This is a genomic window from Anaerosporobacter faecicola, from assembly GCF_012070565.1.
Taxonomy (GTDB): domain Bacteria; phylum Bacillota; class Clostridia; order Lachnospirales; family Lachnospiraceae; genus Anaerosporobacter; species Anaerosporobacter faecicola.
In genome coordinates this window covers 61,742-81,585 of the sequence record NZ_JAAQRO010000002.1, presented here as the reverse complement: position 1 = coordinate 81,585, position 19,844 = coordinate 61,742, and the positions used below count along the sequence as shown (strand labels likewise).

Annotated in this window: 20 protein-coding genes; 2 read left to right on the top strand and 18 right to left on the bottom strand. The window is 37.0% G+C overall.

The window, feature by feature from the left end:
• Positions 1-59: 59 nt before the first annotated feature.
• Together HBB17_RS00935 and HBB17_RS00930 are read right to left on the bottom strand one after the other, a co-directional pair.
• A complete protein-coding gene (locus tag HBB17_RS00935) occupies positions 60-1,166 on the bottom strand; it encodes a winged helix-turn-helix domain-containing protein (RefSeq protein WP_167954906.1) in 1,107 nt (368 codons plus the stop codon).
• 19 nt (positions 1,167-1,185) lie between these two features.
• The gene (locus tag HBB17_RS00930; protein WP_167954904.1) at positions 1,186-2,451 is read right to left on the bottom strand and encodes an MFS transporter; all 1,266 of its coding nucleotides are present in this window, start codon (positions 2,449-2,451) and stop codon (positions 1,186-1,188) included.
• A 434-nt stretch (positions 2,452-2,885) separates the two neighbouring features.
• On the opposite strand from HBB17_RS00930, the gene HBB17_RS00925 reads away from it, so the two are divergent.
• Entirely contained in the window at positions 2,886-3,083 is a 198-nt protein-coding gene (locus tag HBB17_RS00925) for a hypothetical protein (RefSeq protein ID WP_167954902.1), read from the top strand.
• A gap of 124 nt (positions 3,084-3,207) precedes the next feature.
• Here the strand turns inward: HBB17_RS00925 and HBB17_RS00920 are convergent, their stop codons facing one another.
• The 5 genes from HBB17_RS00920 to lepB form a co-directional block, all read right to left on the bottom strand.
• Positions 3,208-5,808: an ABC transporter permease gene (locus tag HBB17_RS00920; RefSeq protein ID WP_167954900.1), complete on the bottom strand. Its 2,601-nt coding sequence runs from the start codon at positions 5,806-5,808 to the stop codon at positions 3,208-3,210.
• The gene (locus HBB17_RS00915; protein ID WP_167954898.1) at positions 5,796-6,482 is read right to left on the bottom strand and encodes an ABC transporter ATP-binding protein; all 687 of its coding nucleotides are present in this window, start codon (positions 6,480-6,482) and stop codon (positions 5,796-5,798) included. The genes HBB17_RS00920 and HBB17_RS00915 overlap by 13 nt, the downstream gene beginning before the upstream one ends.
• Before the next feature lie 71 nt (positions 6,483-6,553).
• Positions 6,554-7,462: a sensor histidine kinase gene (locus HBB17_RS00910; RefSeq protein WP_167954896.1), complete on the bottom strand. Its 909-nt coding sequence runs from the start codon at positions 7,460-7,462 to the stop codon at positions 6,554-6,556.
• Positions 7,459-8,139, bottom strand: a complete 681-nt coding sequence (locus HBB17_RS00905; RefSeq protein WP_167954894.1) for a response regulator transcription factor — start codon at positions 8,137-8,139, stop codon at positions 7,459-7,461. The genes HBB17_RS00910 and HBB17_RS00905 overlap by 4 nt, the downstream gene beginning before the upstream one ends.
• 106 nt (positions 8,140-8,245) lie before the next feature.
• The gene (lepB, locus tag HBB17_RS00900; protein ID WP_238483647.1) at positions 8,246-8,941 is read right to left on the bottom strand and encodes a signal peptidase I; all 696 of its coding nucleotides are present in this window, start codon (positions 8,939-8,941) and stop codon (positions 8,246-8,248) included.
• A 276-nt stretch (positions 8,942-9,217) separates the two neighbouring features.
• Between lepB and HBB17_RS00895 the strand changes: the two genes are divergently transcribed.
• Entirely contained in the window at positions 9,218-9,889 is a 672-nt protein-coding gene (locus tag HBB17_RS00895) for a class I SAM-dependent methyltransferase (protein WP_167954892.1), read from the top strand.
• Positions 9,890-10,000: 111 nt separating this feature from the next.
• Here the strand turns inward: HBB17_RS00895 and HBB17_RS00890 are convergent, their stop codons facing one another.
• From HBB17_RS00890 to HBB17_RS00840, 11 genes are all read right to left on the bottom strand, one after another.
• Positions 10,001-10,885 (bottom strand): SPL family radical SAM protein, encoded by an 885-nt coding sequence (locus HBB17_RS00890; protein ID WP_167954890.1) that lies wholly within the window; start codon positions 10,883-10,885, stop codon positions 10,001-10,003.
• A gap of 204 nt (positions 10,886-11,089) precedes the next feature.
• Positions 11,090-11,977: a DegV family protein gene (locus tag HBB17_RS00885; protein ID WP_167954888.1), complete on the bottom strand. Its 888-nt coding sequence runs from the start codon at positions 11,975-11,977 to the stop codon at positions 11,090-11,092.
• Between the two features lie 104 nt (positions 11,978-12,081).
• Positions 12,082-12,339: a cysteine-rich small domain-containing protein gene (locus tag HBB17_RS00880; protein ID WP_167954886.1), complete on the bottom strand. Its 258-nt coding sequence runs from the start codon at positions 12,337-12,339 to the stop codon at positions 12,082-12,084.
• A gap of 12 nt (positions 12,340-12,351) precedes the next feature.
• Positions 12,352-12,966, bottom strand: coding sequence for a hypothetical protein (locus tag HBB17_RS00875; RefSeq protein WP_167954884.1), 615 nt, complete (start codon positions 12,964-12,966; stop codon positions 12,352-12,354).
• A 44-nt stretch (positions 12,967-13,010) separates the two neighbouring features.
• On the bottom strand, positions 13,011-14,303 hold the full coding sequence (aroA, locus tag HBB17_RS00870; protein WP_167954882.1) for a 3-phosphoshikimate 1-carboxyvinyltransferase: 1,293 nt from the start codon (positions 14,301-14,303) through the stop codon (positions 13,011-13,013).
• Between the two features lie 278 nt (positions 14,304-14,581).
• Positions 14,582-15,340, bottom strand: a complete 759-nt coding sequence (locus tag HBB17_RS00865; protein ID WP_167954880.1) for a ZIP family metal transporter — start codon at positions 15,338-15,340, stop codon at positions 14,582-14,584.
• Between the two features lie 44 nt (positions 15,341-15,384).
• A complete protein-coding gene (locus tag HBB17_RS00860; RefSeq protein ID WP_274380740.1) occupies positions 15,385-16,677 on the bottom strand; it encodes a cupin domain-containing protein in 1,293 nt (430 codons plus the stop codon).
• Between the two features lie 209 nt (positions 16,678-16,886).
• Positions 16,887-17,381: a GNAT family N-acetyltransferase gene (locus HBB17_RS00855; protein ID WP_167954878.1), complete on the bottom strand. Its 495-nt coding sequence runs from the start codon at positions 17,379-17,381 to the stop codon at positions 16,887-16,889.
• 4 nt (positions 17,382-17,385) lie between these two features.
• On the bottom strand, positions 17,386-18,090 hold the full coding sequence (locus tag HBB17_RS00850) for an epoxyqueuosine reductase (protein ID WP_238483646.1): 705 nt from the start codon (positions 18,088-18,090) through the stop codon (positions 17,386-17,388).
• 74 nt (positions 18,091-18,164) lie between these two features.
• Positions 18,165-19,073 carry an alpha/beta fold hydrolase gene (locus tag HBB17_RS00845; RefSeq protein ID WP_238483645.1) on the bottom strand — a complete coding sequence of 303 codons (909 nt, stop codon included), beginning with the start codon at positions 19,071-19,073 and terminating at the stop codon, positions 18,165-18,167.
• Positions 19,074-19,245: 172 nt separating this feature from the next.
• Positions 19,246-19,743 carry a DUF3795 domain-containing protein gene (locus tag HBB17_RS00840; RefSeq protein WP_167954876.1) on the bottom strand — a complete coding sequence of 166 codons (498 nt, stop codon included), beginning with the start codon at positions 19,741-19,743 and terminating at the stop codon, positions 19,246-19,248.
• Positions 19,744-19,844: the final 101 nt, after the last annotated feature.

Sequence of the window (19,844 nt, the reverse complement as noted above, 5' to 3'; positions counted from 1 at the left end):
GAATAAATGCAGCAAACATCTTATACCTCAGGTTATGTGAATACTTATTTACTACAACGTTATGCTTTATTTGCTAATTCTTCAAAATAAGCTTTTATTTTATCCAGATTATCTTTGATCTTATTCAGATCCATACTATAATAGATTCTTCCAGAAAGCACTTCCACTTTTACAAATCCCACTTCTACAAGTGTATTCATATGATAAGAAATTGTTGGTGTTGATAACTTAAGATCAGCAGCAATTTCTTTCCCAAAAGATGCTTTCTTAGAAACCAATTCGAGAATCTCTAACTTACTCTTATCTGCTAATACTTTTCCAATCTTAAGTAATTTGTCCTTTGATACGACTGGCAAAGTTGTTGCTAGATTTGTATTAAGAACCGCACCCATTGTAATCACTTCCTTTGCCATATCGTGTGTATCCTCTAGCGTTATGGTAACCCTGGATAGGTTAATGATTGTCATTGTTAGAATGGTTTCCTTGGCACTATGTATCCACTGAACATTCAATTCATCTTGTAAACGCGCAATGATGCTCTTCTCTTTTTCTTTTTCTGCCCAATAGGATACAAATTCCTTCTCCAGATAAAAAATCTCTTGCTGACAATCCTTCATTAATTGAATTCCTTTATCGATCAAAAGACGTAAACGTTCAAAATACGATTCACGATTCTTATAGATCTTAAGGATTTCAAAACAGATTTCACTATCCAAAGAAGTATTCTCTAGATAGGTGACCAACGATTCCAGATTATATACTTCATCCTCTTCTAAGCAATTCTCTTCCTCTGGTTCCATCACATCCATAAAAGCTTTATACTTATCTCTTTCTGATTGATTCTTGATCAAGTCCGCATACTCTTCCATACCATAATCCAAATGAATTGGATTCCAGCACATTGCCAATGATCCATAAGTAAGCCATGCTTTTCCTCTACTTTTGAAAAAATACGTAATCTCCTCTTTTTCACTTACCATATTATTTTGAACATGTTGATAAATCTTTCTAATTGCATTACACTTCGTTTGGTATTGCACCAAAGAATCCTGATATTCTAACTGGAGATTTTTTATGGTGTCCTCTAGGTCATCTTGATTTACCATAAAATAAAATATATTGAATATTTCGTTGACTAAGTTCACATGTTCTGTAATCGTAAGCATCTTTTACGCTCTCCTTTATCTATAACTGGTTTGTTTTCTTCTTCGTACAAAGGAAGATGCATACTAAAATACCTGCTCCTCCTGTTATTATAAATAATACCTTAGTTGATAAGAATTTTGCAAGTACTGTTATAAAAAAGGATACAATAGGTATAGCAGCTACACAAACTGAATTAAACAAGGCACCAACTCTTGCTAGATAGCTTTCCTCTACTTTTTTCATAAACTCTACATTAACTAATGTCAGCATCAAGCTTACAAGAACTCCCATTAAGAAGGAACCAAGTGATGTAATGGCATACATCCCAACGACCCATTCATTCACATACCCTGCGAGTACCAATATTATGTAATAGATTGCAATGGAATATCCACCCAAACAGACAATCGCTCGTTTGCTTAGTTTTTGAGAAAGCATTGGATATGTAATGGAACCACAGATCATTCCAAGACTTAACGTAATTCCTAGAACGGAAAGCATATATTCTGACGTCTTCAAAATCTCACTTATCAATGGTGCTTGAAGACTATTGAAAGGAACTAGGATTGCATTGAGAAAAACTGCCAAAACCACATAATACATAATTGCTTTCTTCTGTTTGACATAGCCAAATCCCTCTTTTAAATCGTTTATGTAACTTGAAAATTCCACTTTTCTCTTTTCTTGTGGCTCCTCCTGTATACGCATCGTGGCAATGATTAATGCAGATAAGAAGAAGGTAATAGCATCTGTATAAATTGCTGTTGAAATGCCAAATTGTGCAATGATCATACTCGCAAGACCAAGACCAACTAACTCCATAATGCTACATAGACTTGAGTTGAGCGCCAAACCATGATCATAATACTTTTTATCAAGAATTTTCGGCAAGAGCGCTGTTGCTGCAGGACCACGAAATGCCTCTGCTGATGAGATTAAAACGGTCATTGCTAATATAAGATAACGATTAACAAACCCCATAATCATTGCTGTTGCAATACATGCAACACATAGACCTCGAATCAAATCTGTAAGAATCATGATCCGTTTCTTATTCTTACCCTCGATCATGGCACCAGCGATCGGTTGAAGAAAAATCGTAGGAATACGATTTACTCCAAATATAATTGCGGACCAAGCCGCACTTTGTGTTACTTGATAGACCAACCACGTAAGCGCAATGCTGTCCACCGAATCACCAAACCGATTGATTAACGCTGCTAACATATTCTTTCGATAGTTTTTTTGCTTGAGAATATCACGATATCCAATCTTCTCTTCTTTTTCACCAATTATTTCACTCATGTGTTGACTCCTCTCTTTGATATCGAAGCGTGTATGATTTTATATGTATCTAACCTCTTTTTAAATGAAATATAAATTCATTTTATTATATTCTAATTTTATATTTCATTTAATTAGATGTCCATCTAATATAAATTGATTCTATCATAGAATTTTTACTATGTAAACAGAAAATTAGATATTTATCTAATTTCTTCATATATTATATTTAATTTTCATTGAATAAACTCCATGTATTCCTACTTCAAAAAATAACTTGTGTCCCATAAAACATAGCAAAAAGCCCAAATGAGTACAACTTATACTACGCACCACATGCTTTCCTAATACAAAACAATCGAAACGAATACACATATTTTTTCTTATTTGATACATACTAAAAAGTGAAACAAATAGGACGATGTCAATTTGAACTTGCCTCAAGTATTTACATTATGTCAAAATACTTCGACTTCGCCCTAGAGAAAGGAGTAGATGGAATGACAATCAATCCAAATCATAGTTTACGGGAAGATCAAAAGATTCCAAAAAGTCCAAGCAAAGGAATGGTAACCGAGAAAACAACCGCTGATGCAAGCCAGACGAAAAATCAGACAGATCATAACAAGACAACGAACGCATATAAAAAATAGTACCACTCGTAAAAGTAAGCAAACAAAAAAACAATGTTCATCAACTATCAAATAAAAGCTTAATCCATTGCTTTTGTTTGAAACTGATTAAACATTGTTTTTTTATTTACTCAATCTTCGCAGTTTATTCTACTGTTCGCATTCTTTCCACTAGACTATTTACCGCTAATTTTCTATATGCAAGTATTGGAATCCCAGCTCCTACGAAAAGAAGTACTGGCATTGACATAAGGATCGCTGTTATGTTATAGGAATAATCATAAAACCATAATAAACTTTCCAAACTCCGTAAAATACTTATGTTGATGATACTTCCAACCAAAATCGCACTGATCACCGCAATCAAGATATAGAGCAATCCTTCCATAATGACCATCTTTTTCAATTGCTTCCCTGTCATACCAATACTTTGTAGCACTGCAAACTCATGTTTTCTTGCCTGTATGCTGGTTACAATCGTATTAATAAAATTCAGTATTCCGATTAAAGCGATAACAATGGTAATACCACCACCAACCAATAAGAACATATTCTTAAATCCCGAAAACTCTTCTTCCATTAATTTTCTGGATTCATAATCCATACTTGACTCTATTCTTTTCGTATAATCCTTTACAAACTGATCCATCTTCCCCAACTGGTCGTCTGTCACATCCATCATATACAACATCGTATCCTCTTGTTTCGTATCTTCAAGATACGCATCTGTTAACAGTGCAAACTGTGGATAGCCGAAAGAACGTGTACTCATAACATTTGGCATCATCATTGTTGCAACGACGATATATTCCACATCATGTGATTCCAGTTCTTCCATCTCATCCAGTTCTTCATCCCATGCAAATTCATCAACATAATGCAGTTTTACTTTATCCCCTATATCGTAAAGCATAGAATCCGTGTTTGGTTGCCCATAATCATTCGTGCTGACAATCTGTATGATTGGATGCTCCTTCTTATCCACTTCTGTTGGCTTTTTCCCTTCAATCAATTGTAACTTACTTAGAGGATACGCATCTAATCCAAACAGATTGATTCCATACGTAAATTCTTCTTGGTCTGGATAAGCAGCGTCTATACTTTCCAACATATTATTCGCTTCCCATTGCATCATATAGGCTTTAAGCCGTTCCTTCGTAACAGGTGCTTCCACGATTCCATTATACGTATAGACTCTACCACTTTGCTCCGTTATTCCCTGTGCTTCTGCTGCTTCTATAAATGTTTCACTTACATTGTCCTCATTTCCACGGTATGAGGACTGAAAATAGTTTGCACTCCCAAGCATATAATCACTGATTGTAAATTTACTCAAAAATTGATCCATACTAAAACTTTGGGTAAAAGAATACAAAGTATTGAATAACACAATACTTAATGTCATGGAAAGAATAACAAGAGTCGTTTTCCCCTTACTCCTACCTACATTTCCCAGTGCCATTCGATAAATCCTTGCACCTCTTCTTCCCTTTTTAATTCCTTTATTCAGTCGATTTCCCTTGTTTCCTTCTGTATAACGTACTGCTTCTATTGGCGATACTTTTGCTGCCAATCGTCCCGGTTTACTACAGCTTAATAACACAGTGATTAGTGCAAATACAGCAGCTCCTATGAAGATCCATGCATTGAACGTAATGCTGGCGGTATTTGATGAAATGCTTTCTACAATAATTTTAACAAACACTCCGCCTAGAAGAAATCCTAACAACAAACCAATAGGGATACCAATCACAGAAAGAAGAATTCCCTGATAACGGATAATTCGTTTGATCTGACGTTTTGTTGTACCAATCGTCTTGAGCAACCCATAAAAATGTAGATCATTCATAACGGATATGCCAAATATATTATAGATTATTAGATATCCTGCAAAGGCTATGAATACGATTCCAATAACCAATCCAAGTATCAGCTTTGTCTTCTCCCCATTCTCATAATGAGTAGACGTATAGGCCCAATTCACCCCATATGACAGATAATTATCTGCATTTTCATCATCAATGGTATATCCACTGTCTTCTGCTACTTTTCTAAGTTTTTGCTCAATATTGTTTGAATTGGAAAACAGAATATCCAGATTCCATGTTCCATATAGATTGCTATATTTCCCAATCTCATATCCGTTCAGTTTCTCAAGTACATAATCCTTTGCTAACCAGACCTCACTAGCTTGTGCTACAGAATCACAATCCCAAAATCCTACTAAAGTAAAGGAATCTTCGTAGGTTTTATCACCTAGCTGATAGGATAATGTTACCTTCTCCCCCAATTTACATGGAATTCCTAACAACGATAATACCGTCGTATCCATTGCAATTTCCTCTACTTTTTCAGGCATGCGACCTGTTGTTGGTTCGCAAAAATACATCTTGGCTGCTTTCTTGGTTCCATATCGAAGTTCTACTTGCCTTTTGTTAAATGGAGCATCCTCTGGAATTGCTAGAAGCGTACTATATCCGTACGAATCAATGGAAGAATGGTTTGCCAATTGTTCAACCTGTTCCATTGTAATATACTTAAATCCTCCGTGGGCATAGCCTCCCACCATGCGCATCGTCTGTTGTTGGGACGTGTAATTAAAAGAAATCACAACCGTAAATAAGGTCGTAAATAAAATCGTCGTTAGAATAATTGCCAGTATTGCCACAAGATTTCTCATTCGATTCGCAAGAAAAGATCGGTAGGATAAACGACGTACTACTTTTTGATTTCTTACTGTATACATGCACGCTCACCTCCAACAATCTTACCATCTTCGATACGAATGATCTGATCCGCCATTTGCGCGATTTCTTCATTATGGGTGATCATGACAATTGTCTGTTTGAATTTCTCAGACGTCACTTTTAGCAACCCCATAACATCCATACTTGTCTTACTGTCAAGATTTCCTGTTGGTTCATCCGCTAATATGATTGCTGGTTTTGATGCAAGTGCCCTGGCAATTGCAACACGCTGTTGTTGTCCCCCTGATAGATTATTAGGTAGATTATTAAGTTTTTTCTCTAGTCCCAGAATTGTTAGGATTTCCTGTACATAGGATTCATCCACTTTATTGCCATCTAATTCGATTGGCAACACAATATTCTCATAAACATTTAGAATTGGGACTAGATTATAGTTTTGAAAAATGAAACCAATTTTTCTTCGGCGAAAAATTGTCAGTTCCTCCTCTTTTAATGAAAAGATGGATTTCCCGTCAACGAATACTTCTCCACTTGTAGGGCGATCCAATCCACCAAGCATATGTAAGAGGGTTGATTTCCCACTTCCTGAAGTTCCCACAACTGCTGTAAAGCTCCCTTTCTTCACAGAAAATGTAACCCCATCAAGTGCATGAACTTCATTTTCTCCTTTTCCATAATATTTGTACAAGTTCTCTGTTCGTAATATATCCATACTTAACCTCCTATGATATTCGTATCTACATACAGGATATCATTCTCTTCTTACCACAATCTTTCTCAATTCTAACAGTTTTGAAAGAATGGTAAAAAAACAGAAAAAGTAGGAGTATTTCCCGGTTTTACTTTTATATACCCTCCCTGTAGTTGAACAATCTCTCTTGCCAAGTACAGTCCTAATCCAACGCCTTCTTCTTCCCTTACATTCTCCGAACGATAAAAACGCGAAAAGATCGCGTTTACTTCTTCTGGTCGAACGCCAATGCCTTGATTGGTTATGTCAATTCGATAAAACATTGCATATTTCACACCATGTATGGCAACCGTCGATGACCGATCACCGTATTTGACAGCATTATCGATGATGTTAAAAAGTGCTTCCTTTGTCCACTTACTATCGATATAAACATTGCCGGGTTCAACATTCCTCTCTATGATTATCTGCTTTTTCTCAGCAGCGATTCGCGCTTGTTCACATACTACTGCTAGAATCTCCTCGATACGATGTTCTTTCTGCTTCACCGTAACAATTCTAGTCTCTAGTCTCGACGATTTCACTAGGGCGTCAATTAGAAACTTTAGTTTTTGTGACTGCTCTTCTAATTGCTCTACATATATTCTTGCATCTTTCGGAAGTTCTTGCTCTGCTAACAATTCTGTATAGATTGAAATATTAGAAATTGGTGTTTTGGTCTGATGCGAAATATCAGAAATTGTTGTCTTAATAATATCCCGCTCCTCCATTAGCTGTGTCGCAGTCGCTATGGTACTTCCAATCCATTCCTTCATCTGGACCTCTACTGCAGACAACTTCGATTCATCAAAGCAGGATTCTGTAAAGGTTCCATTCTTCGCCTGTATAAGCATCTCACCAACATGATTTAAGACTTTTCGTGTCTTCCTGCGTTCCCATATATAGAGAACAAGTAACGTAAGCATCACCAACCCAATTAAGATACGCTCCACAAAACTCATACTTCCACCGCCCACATATATCCAATGCCATAAACCGTACGAATATACGGTATGGGATCTCGTTCATCTTCAATCTTACTCCTTAAACGCTTAATGGTAACGGATAGTGCATTCTCATCAACATACTCCGCTCCATCTGTCCAGATGCGGTCTACTAACACCGCTCTGCTTATCGTATTGCCTCTATTTTCAACCAGAATTTTCAATAATTTCTGTTCTGTCTTACTAAGTGAAATCTCCTGTCCTCGCTTTTCAAATTTCATATTCATAAAATCAAAAGTGAAATCATCAATCTTCACCACTTCTCCTTGACTAACCTGTTTCTTTCGCAATTGTGTATTCACTCTTGCGCGTAAAATCATCAAACTAAATGGTTTCGTTATGTAATCATCCGCACCCATTTCCAACCCTGTAACGATATCTGTCTCCAAATCATTGGCAGTTAATAGGATAATAGGAACAAAGGAATGTTCCCTGATCTTATGTAACAGATCAAAGCCATTCCCATCTGGTAGATTAATATCTAATATAATTAAAGCGAAGGTTTCTTCGCTATATGCCTTCCAAGCTTCTTTTATGGAGTACACCTGAACAATTGTCATCTCTTCGCTCTTAAGTGCTAATGCAATTCCCATACTTAATGCCTTATCATCTTCTACGATCAATATACGATTCATCTTAATTATCTTGTCCCCCTCATACGTCTGGCGATTTCGTAATAGGCGCAAATCAGCCAGTGAAAGATAGCTTTTTACACGATTTTCTCATTCGTTACTACTACTTTCAATCTAGTAAACCAAATCGATTCAAAGGCCATATCCGTAATATTGCTTTTCCTTCAATAAGATCTCTCTTAATTGGTCCAATATAGTCCTCTCTACTATCACTACTTCCATTACGGTTATCTCCCATGACGAAATACTCATCCTCCGCTAACGTAAGTGGTTGACTAGCAATTCCACCATCTGCAATTGGTTCTCTACCATAAGACTCCTCTAATTTCTCTCCATTAATAAAGATTCCGCCTTCCTTAATCTGGATTGTCTCTCCTGGAAGCCCGATAACACGTTTTACTAAATGTTCATCTACATCTTTTCCATATGGCGTTAAAATCACAATATCAAACCGATTTGGATCGGTAAAATGATACGTCAACTTCTCTACCAACAGTTGCTCCTCATCATGAAGTGTATTCAACATAGAGGTTCCATCTACAATGGTTTTTTGCATTACATAAGCAGGTACCACTTTCCATAACACCATAAAGATACATATATATATGATCAGTTCTTTAAAAAAACTAGTTTTCTTCTCGTCTTTTGTTGAAACAGAGTCATTCTCAACTTCTTTCTCGACTTCTCCCTGGTCTGACCCTAACTCTGTGTTTGTTTCCGTTTCTCTAGTAGACTCTGAATAAGATGCTTCGCTATTTGTGTAATCCTCTGTATATTCTTCTGAATCTTTTTCCATATTACTCATAAACTTCTCCCTTCCCATTTCATTTTGTATTCACCCATTTTGCACCCTTCCATTATAACAACCTCCCTTCCAAAAAGCTACAATCTTTCTTTAACTCAATTTTTTTTAAGAAAAAATTAATCTTTTTATCTATTTTGTGCTATGATAATAGCGTTAACAAATGTTTAAAAAACTCCTATATATTGCAAGGGCCATAACGCCATAGACCTTGTATCAATATGTTCGTTTTATTAAACGTAATCTTAACGCATTATACTAGAGAAAGCTGGCGATTTTATGGAGCAATATGATGCTTCTAAAGAATTATGGAATGAAGTATATTCTGAATGTAAACTCGTTGATCTAACTGGAGAAAAATTAGAAGTCGAACCAACCTTCGATGCCTGTCTACAAATATTTGCACAAAATACCAAACGGGTTCTTGATTATGGTTGTGGAACGGGAGATATTCTATTCCAATGTGCTGATTTTCATTACCTTACCTATGGAATGGGAATGGATCGTTCCGAAATTGGAATCCAGTATGCAGAAAAAATGACGAAATTAAATCACTATACGAATTTGGATTTTGTATTAGGTGATATCACTGACTTAAAACAGATGGACGATGAAAGTTTTGATGGTGTCATTCTCTCTAATGTTCTAGACGTAACACCAAAAGAAGTGGCGCATTCTATCTTTTATGAATTAACACGAATCCTACAAAAGAATGGTTATCTCTTTCTTAAACTCAATCCCTATGCAACCAAAGAAGAATTGATACATCACGGATTAACCCCAATTGGTGATAACCTATATGAAGAAGATGGTGTTCTAAGGCTTCGCGAACTGGACACACCAACTTGGTATCATGCTTTGGAACAAGAATACACCGTTGAACGTTTTCTAGAATTCCCATATCCATGGCAAGAAGGAATGAATCGATTATTCTTACTAAGAAAACGGTAATACATATTGGAACAAGGTGTACTTCGTGCACTCTCGCGTTAATAACAACTTCAAAGTACACTTTGTTCTCCACGATGAGCACAGTCTTGCTATATTCATGCACATAACTTTTTATAAGGGAAACAAATCGAATAAACTCATCTGTTCCATCTTATCCTTCTCCTCAAATTCTTTCATATAACGGAATAATGCATCTACATTATTCACAATCTGGTGTTTCTTGCAGGTCTCTCGAACAATTTGCATTAAATCTCGGTTCTTGCTACTGACCACCTCATATTGATTTCCATACGTTTTTATGTATTGTTCTTTCAATCCTGGAAAATGTTTATCTAATTGTTGGTAAAAATATTCTCGGTCTCCCTCCCGCAATGTTACCCCCATATTCCAAAGCAGAATTCCATATACGCTTGCCTCCACACAATAGGAAAGCAAACCACGAATATTCTCTTCCGTATCATTGATAAAAGGCAAAATTGGGGTCATCCAAACAATCGTAGGGATTCCATGATCACGCATAATTCTTAATACCTCTGCTCTTCTACTCGTTACGCATACATTCGGCTCAATGCGCTTACACAATTCATCATCATACGTAGTCATAGTAATCTGTACGACACATTTTGTCTTTCGGTTAATTCGATCTAAGAGATCAAGATCACGTAAAATCAAATCGGATTTCGTCTGTATCGCCACTCCATAACCATACCGTTCAATCAGTTCCAGGGATTTTCTTGTATGTTCGAGGTTTTTCTCAATTGGAATATAAGGATCTGACATAGCTCCCGTTCCAATCATACCACGGTTCCGTTTATGTATCAGTGCCTGTTCAAGTAACGATATTGCATTGGACTTTATCTCAATATCTTCAAAATCATGTTGCATATTATAACATTTGCTTCTTGCATCACAATAAATACACCCATGCAAACATCCACGGTATAGATTCATACCATTGCTTGGGGACAGAATTGTTTTCACTTCTTTCTCGTGCATGTTGTTCCTTTCTATCATTTCTATACAATTTGATAACTTAACAATAATGAATAGCCTCACAAACATTCTAATATTAAATGCACAGGCTATCTAAATAACAATATACCTCATAAAAGCTGACATGTACTGTCATATTTTATGAGGTATTCTATGTACGCTATGTACTATAGTATAGTATTGTGTAAGCATCAAAAGGCAGTATCATCAATTTTCTCTCTTATCACCAAGGAAAAAAAGCGCAATGGTACCAGGACCTGTATGGGAACCGATTACCGTACCAATACTATTGATCACGACTTTTCCATCTAAATGAGGGAATTTTTTTTCTACAAGATCGGCAACTGCTCTTGCATCCTCATAGCAAGCTGACTCTGAGATAAAGCATTTCCCTGAATAGGATAATCCGTCTTTTGCATGTTCCTCCATGCGATTTACGATTTCTAGAATGGCTTTTCTCTTAGTGCGAATCTTAATCCTAGGAATTAAGTGTCCTTCGTGATCCATATTCATTAAAGGACAGATACTAAGCAACTGTCCAACAACTGCCGAAGTTTTTGATATTCTTCCACCTCTCCAATAACTTGTCAGATCTGTAGAGAAAAACCAATGGTGGACATGTAATTTGTTCTGTTGCGCCCATTCATAACATTCTTCAATCGAACAGCCTTTGTCTCTTTGTTGTGCTAGATACTCCATCAACAGCCCATAACCAGAAGATGCACCTAAAGAATCTACAATAAGAATCTTACGCTCTGGATATTGCTCTAGTAACATATTCTTCGCGATATTCGCGGAATTGAATACACCTGATAATCCGGAAGATAAACTTACATGTAAAATATCTTTTCCCGCTTTTAAAAATGGTTCAAAGAATTCTACAAACTCCTCTACATTTACTTGTGATGTAGTTGGAGTCGCCCCCTCCGAAATCTTCTTATAGAAATCCTCGAAGGACATGGATTTTCCTAAATCATCTGCATAGATCTCATCACCCATCAAATAATGGAAACATACATATTCGATCTCTCTTCTTTTAAAAAACTCCTCCGTCATATCTGATGTAGAACAACAAGACAAAACAAATGGAACCATACAACCACCATACCTTTCTTAAACTACCTATTCCTAATTATAAATCTGAATTATTCATATTGCAAGATATAGTTTTCATCTCTACATGACATGATGCGCAGCTATCATTTGTTTTTCCCTAATTCCAATACTTCTTTCATATGTTCCATAATATGTTCATAACCATTCGTACCATGGGGTGCAAGGCAATTTGAACAGTCCTTGATTCCCTTTTCATTGTAACGAAAATTCCCGCCACACTTATCTTTTAATGCATATAAGGGACAGTAGCAAAACATACAATTAAACTGTTCCTTATTCGCAGTCTTATGACAGGGAAAATACTCACATTCTTTATTTTGAAAAAATTTGTAATGATCCATCCTTCTTTAACCCTATAATTCACCAAAACGTACGGGACATACTTGTTCTATAGGTTTTAACTCCTTTGCATTCTTTTCTTCGTTTCCCTGTGACATACATTGCTTGCAATCCGGCATGCAGATTGATCTTGTATAAGAATCAGATTCAATCTCCATGTTCGTTAATACAGCTCCTAAAATTAATCGCTCTCCATATTTGGAATTTAAGAAATATGTATTCTGCTCTATTGTTCCAAGTCCAGCTTGAACGGCAAGGAGTTGCAAGTTCCCTGTAGATATAAGAGGTACTGCTATACCACCATATTCCTGCTCCACAAGCATTGCAATCTTATACGTAACCTCTTCCACTTTATCCACTAGCTTTTTGTTATAATGCTCATATATTGCTGCATCTTCGATTCGATACACCCCCTTCGGTAAGGAGATCCCAAAAGAAATGATACTTTTTGTCTCTTCAAAAAGAGTACACGGATTGGATTCCTTACGGAGATTCTGAAAACGTTCCCTTCCCGCAAACCCACATACATGTGCTCCATAATCTTGTATAATCTGTCGTAATTGTTCTTTTGATGCCTTTCCTAAAACAAGATTGCTTACTTTATCATTTCCATAATACTCCTTACTCATAAAGCGGCTCCTTCCTCTCTATTAAGGTTACTTGATTTCTTATCTTAGTTTGCTTCTAATAATTTGTCCAACACGGAAAAATATCCTTCAAATGTCTTCTTGCAGCAAGCAGGATCTGCAATTTGAATTCCATCGGTTCTTATTCCTAACAACGAAAACGCCATAGCCATTCGATGGTCTTCATAGGTCTCAATGGTTGCAGATTTTAACCTTCCTGGAGTGATCCAAAGATCATCCCCTTTTTCCTCACATAGAATGCCAACACGATTCAACTCATTAACAATAGCTGCCATACGATTACATTCCTGTACACGAATATGTCCCACGTTACGAATGATGGTTGGTGTAGTTCCATAGGCTGCCAAAACTGCCATTGTCATTGTTTGATCGGAAAAATCATTCATATTCACATCAATTCCAGTATATTGTCCTTCTTTTGGTCCTGTAACTTGTATTCCGTATTTTGTTTCCGTAATCAAACACCCAAGTTGCTGTAATACATCTAAGAATTTCATATCCCCTTGCATAGATGTACGAAATACATTCTTCACGGTAATCGTACCACCTGTAAGTACTGCGATTCCATAAAAATAACACGCTGCAGAAACATCTGGCTCAATGTAGTAATTTCCAACGGTAAGCTTCTGGTTTCCTGCTACCCGGTAAACTGCCCCATCAAATTCCACATGTACACCGAATTGTTCCATCATCTTCGTTGTAATTCGAATATACGAACCTTCCTTCTTTTCACTAGTAATGGTGATCTTCAATCCATTCTTCGTTAATGGGGCAACCATAAGTAACGCACTAAGGAATTGTGTACTCTTACTAATATCCATTGTAACATCTTTGCAGATTCCTCCATTTCCTTTTACCTTAGCAGGCAAGAACCCCTCTTCTTCTATATAAGTAAATTCTGCTCCCATCTCCGTCAACGCATCAAAAAGAGGCTTCATAGGACGCTTCTTCATTTGGTCAGAACAGTTAATGGTATAGGTTCCATCAGAAAGAGCTAATAACGCTGTTAGAAAACGAGCTGCTGTACCTGCACTCCCTACATGAATGGTCCCAGACTTCTTGGGAATCTGACCTCCTGTCCCCTTCATGGTCACTCTGGCATTCTCTTCTTCAATAAACAACTCGAATCCTAGTTCCTGCAAACATTGAAGGAAATGTCTGGAATCATCACTAAATAATACGCCTTCTAAGCAGGAATCCTCTTTCGATAACGCCGCCAATAGCAATGCACGATTGGTCATACTCTTCGATCCTGGTACTTCAACAACACCAGATATGGGCTTATTCTGTTTTTTACATTGATATACGTCTTGGCTCATCTTTATAACCTTACTTTCTTTATATTAAAGATCTATAACATTCAGAACTATTCTTGTTAAGCATAATTTCGTTAAGCACAATTTTGTTCGGAACAATTACAAACTTTCGACTCACTTTATCACTTTACTATATAACATTCTAATAATAATATATAATTTTCATCTTTACAACTATTTTTCACGAAAAAAACTGTGGTTCTGCAAATAATGCCTATAACATTATTTGCAGAATTCACAGTTTTCTACGAATCCTTTGCTGTTGGTTTACGATTACAGTATTACGACAATGCCACATCTAGTGTCATCATGATTAAAAAGCCCACTGCAAAGCCAATGGTACCCGCATAAGAATTTTCTTTTGATGTTGCTTCTGGAAGTAGCTCTTTGATCACTACAAAGATCATAGCTCCTGCTGCAAATGCGAATAGATACGGTAAAATCGAGGACACCAAACAGGTCATAAGTAAGGTTATTCCCGATGCAATTGGTTCCACAATACCGGATAAGGTTCCTATGAAAAAAGCTTTTCCCTTCCCTTTTTCCCGTAATGGCATGGAGATTACTGCCCCCTCCGGTATATTCTGAATTGCAATACCCATGGAAACGATCATTGCGGCTCCTATGGTTACTGCTGAATTCTTTGCCAGTACACCTGCAAATGCTACACCAACCGCCATCCCCTCAGGGATGTTATGCAACGTTACAGCAAGAACCAACATAAATGTTCCTTTGGATATTTTCTTTTTCTCATTCTTTTCACTGATTCGATTTACCAGACAGTCAATTCCAAGCAGTAGTAAAATTCCTACGGCAAATCCCATCACCGCAGGTAAAAATGCCAATTTCCCAAGATGTTCTGACATTGTAATTGCTGGAAGTAATAACGACCAGACAGATGCCGCTACCATCACACCAGATGCGAACCCTAATAGAATACGATTAACAACAACGGGCATTTCTTTTCTTAAAAATAACACACTTAATGCACCTAGTGTCGTCCCAGCGAATGGGATTAGAATTCCAATTGCTATATCCACAAACAAACTCCATTCTTAAAACACGATTACTATACTATATGATGCTAATGCTCTTTCGCTGCATTACAAGGCTTCTTTACTTTATAATCAAAATTCTTAAAATAACGAACATTCTGTGGTGTATTCTTAGGGGAAGGCATTTCATACCCTTCGTATTTCACCACTGGGCACCTTTCTTTTTTCACATTCTTCAAGAATTCATCAGAAAGATTTAATACTGACTTCACGACTTCCTTTGGTGTCATGGCTATCCATTGTGCTAGCGATATATCTGCAAAATGTTTACTATTGAAGATTTCCAGAAATACTACTTTTTCTTTTCCAATGTTCTGTACATAATGGAAATTCCCTACTGGAACATACCCAACATCCCCAGCTCGATAATTATAGGTTCTCGCTTTAGGTCCTGGTTGGAATACCGTCATTCTCGCTTCTCCCTGTATATAGTATTGCAGTTCATCATTATTAGAATGCCAATGGATTTCTCTCATAGCACCTGGTTCAATTTCAACTAATGCTGCTGCTATCGTAGTACACGCAGGAAAGTTTTCATGATCTAAGATACGGACACTTCCGCCTTCTGACACAATTGGTTTCACGTTGATTAACTCATGTTTTAAACTCAAAGGCATTTTCCCATAAGGGGAAGGTACTTCTTGTGACTTTAATGGACCTGGATCACCTCCGTCAACAATGTACACTTCCTTCTTCGGTATAACCTCAAATTCTTCCTCATCTACACCAAAATTAGCAGATAACACATCCATTGGAAAATGCGAAAACATCTCTGAAATGGAAAATGTATTATTCTCTGAATAACTTCCTTTATCAAATAGCATTAAAAATTCGCAACCTTCTTGCAAACCTTGTATGGAATGTGGGATATTTGCAGGAAAGATCCAACCTTCTCCAGGCTTACAATCCGCCACAAAATTACGCCCTCGTTCATCGACTGCTGTTACTCTTGCACCACCTTGTAAGACATATCCCCATTCTGATTGCTGATGGGTATGCATCTCGCGAACACCTGGAGACAGATTCATATCAACGATTGCCAAGGTATCATCAATTGGTAATTCCCGTTTCGTTATCTCTCTTGACCAGCCACCTGGTTTCAAAATCATATGGGCATCTGCAAAGGAGAATCGCAAATTAGGCATCAATCCAAAATCTGTAGCTGGTGGAACAAGAATGTCCGGGTTTTGCTCATCTCGCTCCAGATTTCTCGGCCCCAGATCTAAAGAACCAGCTCCGTCACTACGAATTGGTTCTGCTTGACCCGCTTTCTTAAGCTCATCTAATTTTTCCTGCATTCGTTCTTCAAAATGTCGATCCATAAAAATTGCTCCTTCCGAATAGTAACGTATTTTACATTCTCAAAATGCATAAATATTTGCGTTTTGATCTACAACTCACACAAAAGTTTATATGACATGTAGTATCTGTAAAATCAACGAAGCTATTCGTTCGGAGCCTATTTCTTTACGAATCTATATTCTTTTCGTTTTCTTACATTCCTTTCGAATCGTTATGCTAACTTCGCATTTTATGCGACGGAAACATCACAATTATAAAGTGCAATTGGATAGCCAGCCTTCGTTTTTATCTCTTTCACCAGATGAAAGCCGTAGTTTTCATATAACGCACGTAATTTTAACCGATCTGCATTACAATCCAATCGAAGTGTTTCTTTGTTTTTCATGCGTACAAGTTCTTTCGCATAGGTAACCATCTTTTTTGATACTCCATTCCCGGCATACGCACGCTTGACAGCTAATTTGTGTAGATAGAAGGCTTCCCCTTTGGAAACATCTGGCCAATACGTCTGATCCACATCAGTAATTGCCATACATGCGATTGGTTCTTCCTCCTCATATAAGATATAGAAATCTTGGATACAATAATTCTTTGAAAGTTTTTCCCAGCGAATATTTGTCCTATTCCAAAGATTTGGTATTCCTTCTCTTTCCATCCAATCTACGACATCACCTAATATCTCTTCGATTACGGGTATCTCTCTTTCTGTTGCCTGAACAATCATTCTACTATTCCTTTCCTTCTCCAAACTTCATTGGACAAACCATTCTACATTGGTTACAATCCACTGTATCAAAGCCTCTAGCAGTTTTTCCATAGGTATTAATTCGACATTGTTTTTGTTTCACACTTCCATCCTGGATTGCATGTACAGGACATGCATCCACACAACGTGTACATTTCTCAAGGCAGATATTCTTGCTGAAATCATCTGATGTAAGATCCAGATCAGTAAGTACTGCTCCAATCGTTAATTGATTTCCGTACTTTGGATTCAATAGCAAAGTACTCTTCCCAAACTGACCTAATCCACATAATATAGCAGTATGTTTCATGGAAAGCAATCCTCTTGCAGTAAGATTTGGTGCATCCCAATATTCATTAGGTGCATCACAAGGTAGGGGAACTGCTTTACTTCCAAATCGTTCTTCCAGTTCTTTTGCAGTTTGAAATGCAATTTGATCTACCTGTACACAACTTATACTATTAAAATGTCCATAGATTAATCGAGGATTTACTTCCATAATTCCTCGGGGAAGAGCAACGCCAAATGATATAACTGATTTGCAACTTTTCCATAGATCAACTGGAGAGAATCCAACAGGTGTCTCTTGAAACCGATCAATATTACTAATTCCACAAACGTCTGCTCCTAGAGATAAAACCAGTTCTTTGATCTGTTGCTCTATACTCTTATTGTCATTATTACTCATGCTTCATTTTAGTTACTGTTCGCCCATAGCCAGCCTTTTTTCAGTAACTATCCCCCTCTCTCCAATTATGCTTTCTACTCTTCTAAAAATGTGGCACACATCCATTTAAAAAACTTCTTTTTCTCTTCTAATTGGGGATAATGTGCCGACTCTTCAAATAATACAAATTGGCGTATTGACTCGCCGCCTAAGGTATTAAGGTACTCTTCTGCAACCTTAGGTGAAGTCATACCATCGTATTTTCCCATTACAAAATACACGGGAATAGGAATGTCTTGTACAATCTCTGTTATAGGATTCTCAAGTGCTTCCTTAATTAATCCATCTTGATATTGGATAGAAGCAACATAAAATCGTATTGTATCAAGCAGATTATATTCGGTTCCAAAAAGAAAGCCTTTTACATAATCCTTATTCTCATCAATCTTTCTTGCCGCGAACCCATATTTTCTCAAATACTGACGTGGTACAATTTTCTCTCCACTCTGTATATCCTCAGCCAAACTTGCAAGATACGTTGCATCTTTTTCTTCTCCTTTTTCTTTTGCTACCTCTATGCAGCGATGTAAACTATCCAGCTCACTACTTATGGTATCTGACATCTGCCCAATTCCAACATAAGCTTGATATAGATCGGGTCTCTCACTGGCAGCCATAGTCGCTATATATGTACCATAGGAATGTCCAATTAAGATTACTTTCTCTTGATGAAGATATTCCTCTACATACTCCGTTAACGCAATTAAATCCTGTACATGGGTCTTTGCAGAAACCTTCGAGTAATCTCTGCCAAATTGATATGACTTACCACTGCCACGTTGGTCATAATGAACAATTGTAAATTTTTCTTCCAGAAGGTCTTGATACTTACGAATGTATGGAATCTCAGAATTACAAGGTCCACCATGCACGAATATAACAACTGGATTATCTTTATCATTTCCTCGGATCATTACAGATAATGACGTATGATTCACTTTCACTTTTTTCAATTCACTTATACTATTTTCTTTCTTTATTTTAGGAGTCCATGTAGGAAAGAAAAGACCTACCACGAGTGCTACAAGCAATAAAATTCCAACAATCTTGCCTATCTTTTTGATACATTGTTTAATAACATTCTCCCCCTTTTATCAATTCCGTCTTCCGATATATCTATCTAGATTTTTTATAACTAACATAGTGGGATACTTCCTTCTTTTCTTCAAAATATGCCTGTATCCCTATTTCTTGAATTCGCTTATTGCCCTTCTCCCAATCATAGCCAATTACCTGATTAATCCCTTGGAAGAATTCTTTTGCTTTTTTACAAGGGAATTCTATACATTCTGCACATACATCCACACCATGTTCTTTCACACAACTTGGTATTATACAACCTTCAATACACCCTTTACCTGGTGTTGGGTTGTTTCTACACCCTGGACAACCTGGTTGTGTATACTGTTCCAGCTTCTTATAAAAATCAGCAAAATCACTTAGCCAAGAACGATTTTCTTTCGCTATATTCGCATCATTAAAATCGTAATACCCCTCAAATAATGTACACAGTTTCCGTGCACACTGTGCGATTGCACCTTCTTTCATCGCTGGACATGTAAAACAGCATAAGGAACATGGTGCGATGTACTGTAGTACTTCTTTCTTCTCCATATAAGCGCCTTCTCCCCTTTGTTAATTTTGTGTTCATTATATCTTTTACGACTAATTCCGTCAATATCCCGCAACTATCAATCGATTCTGTTGCTAAATTT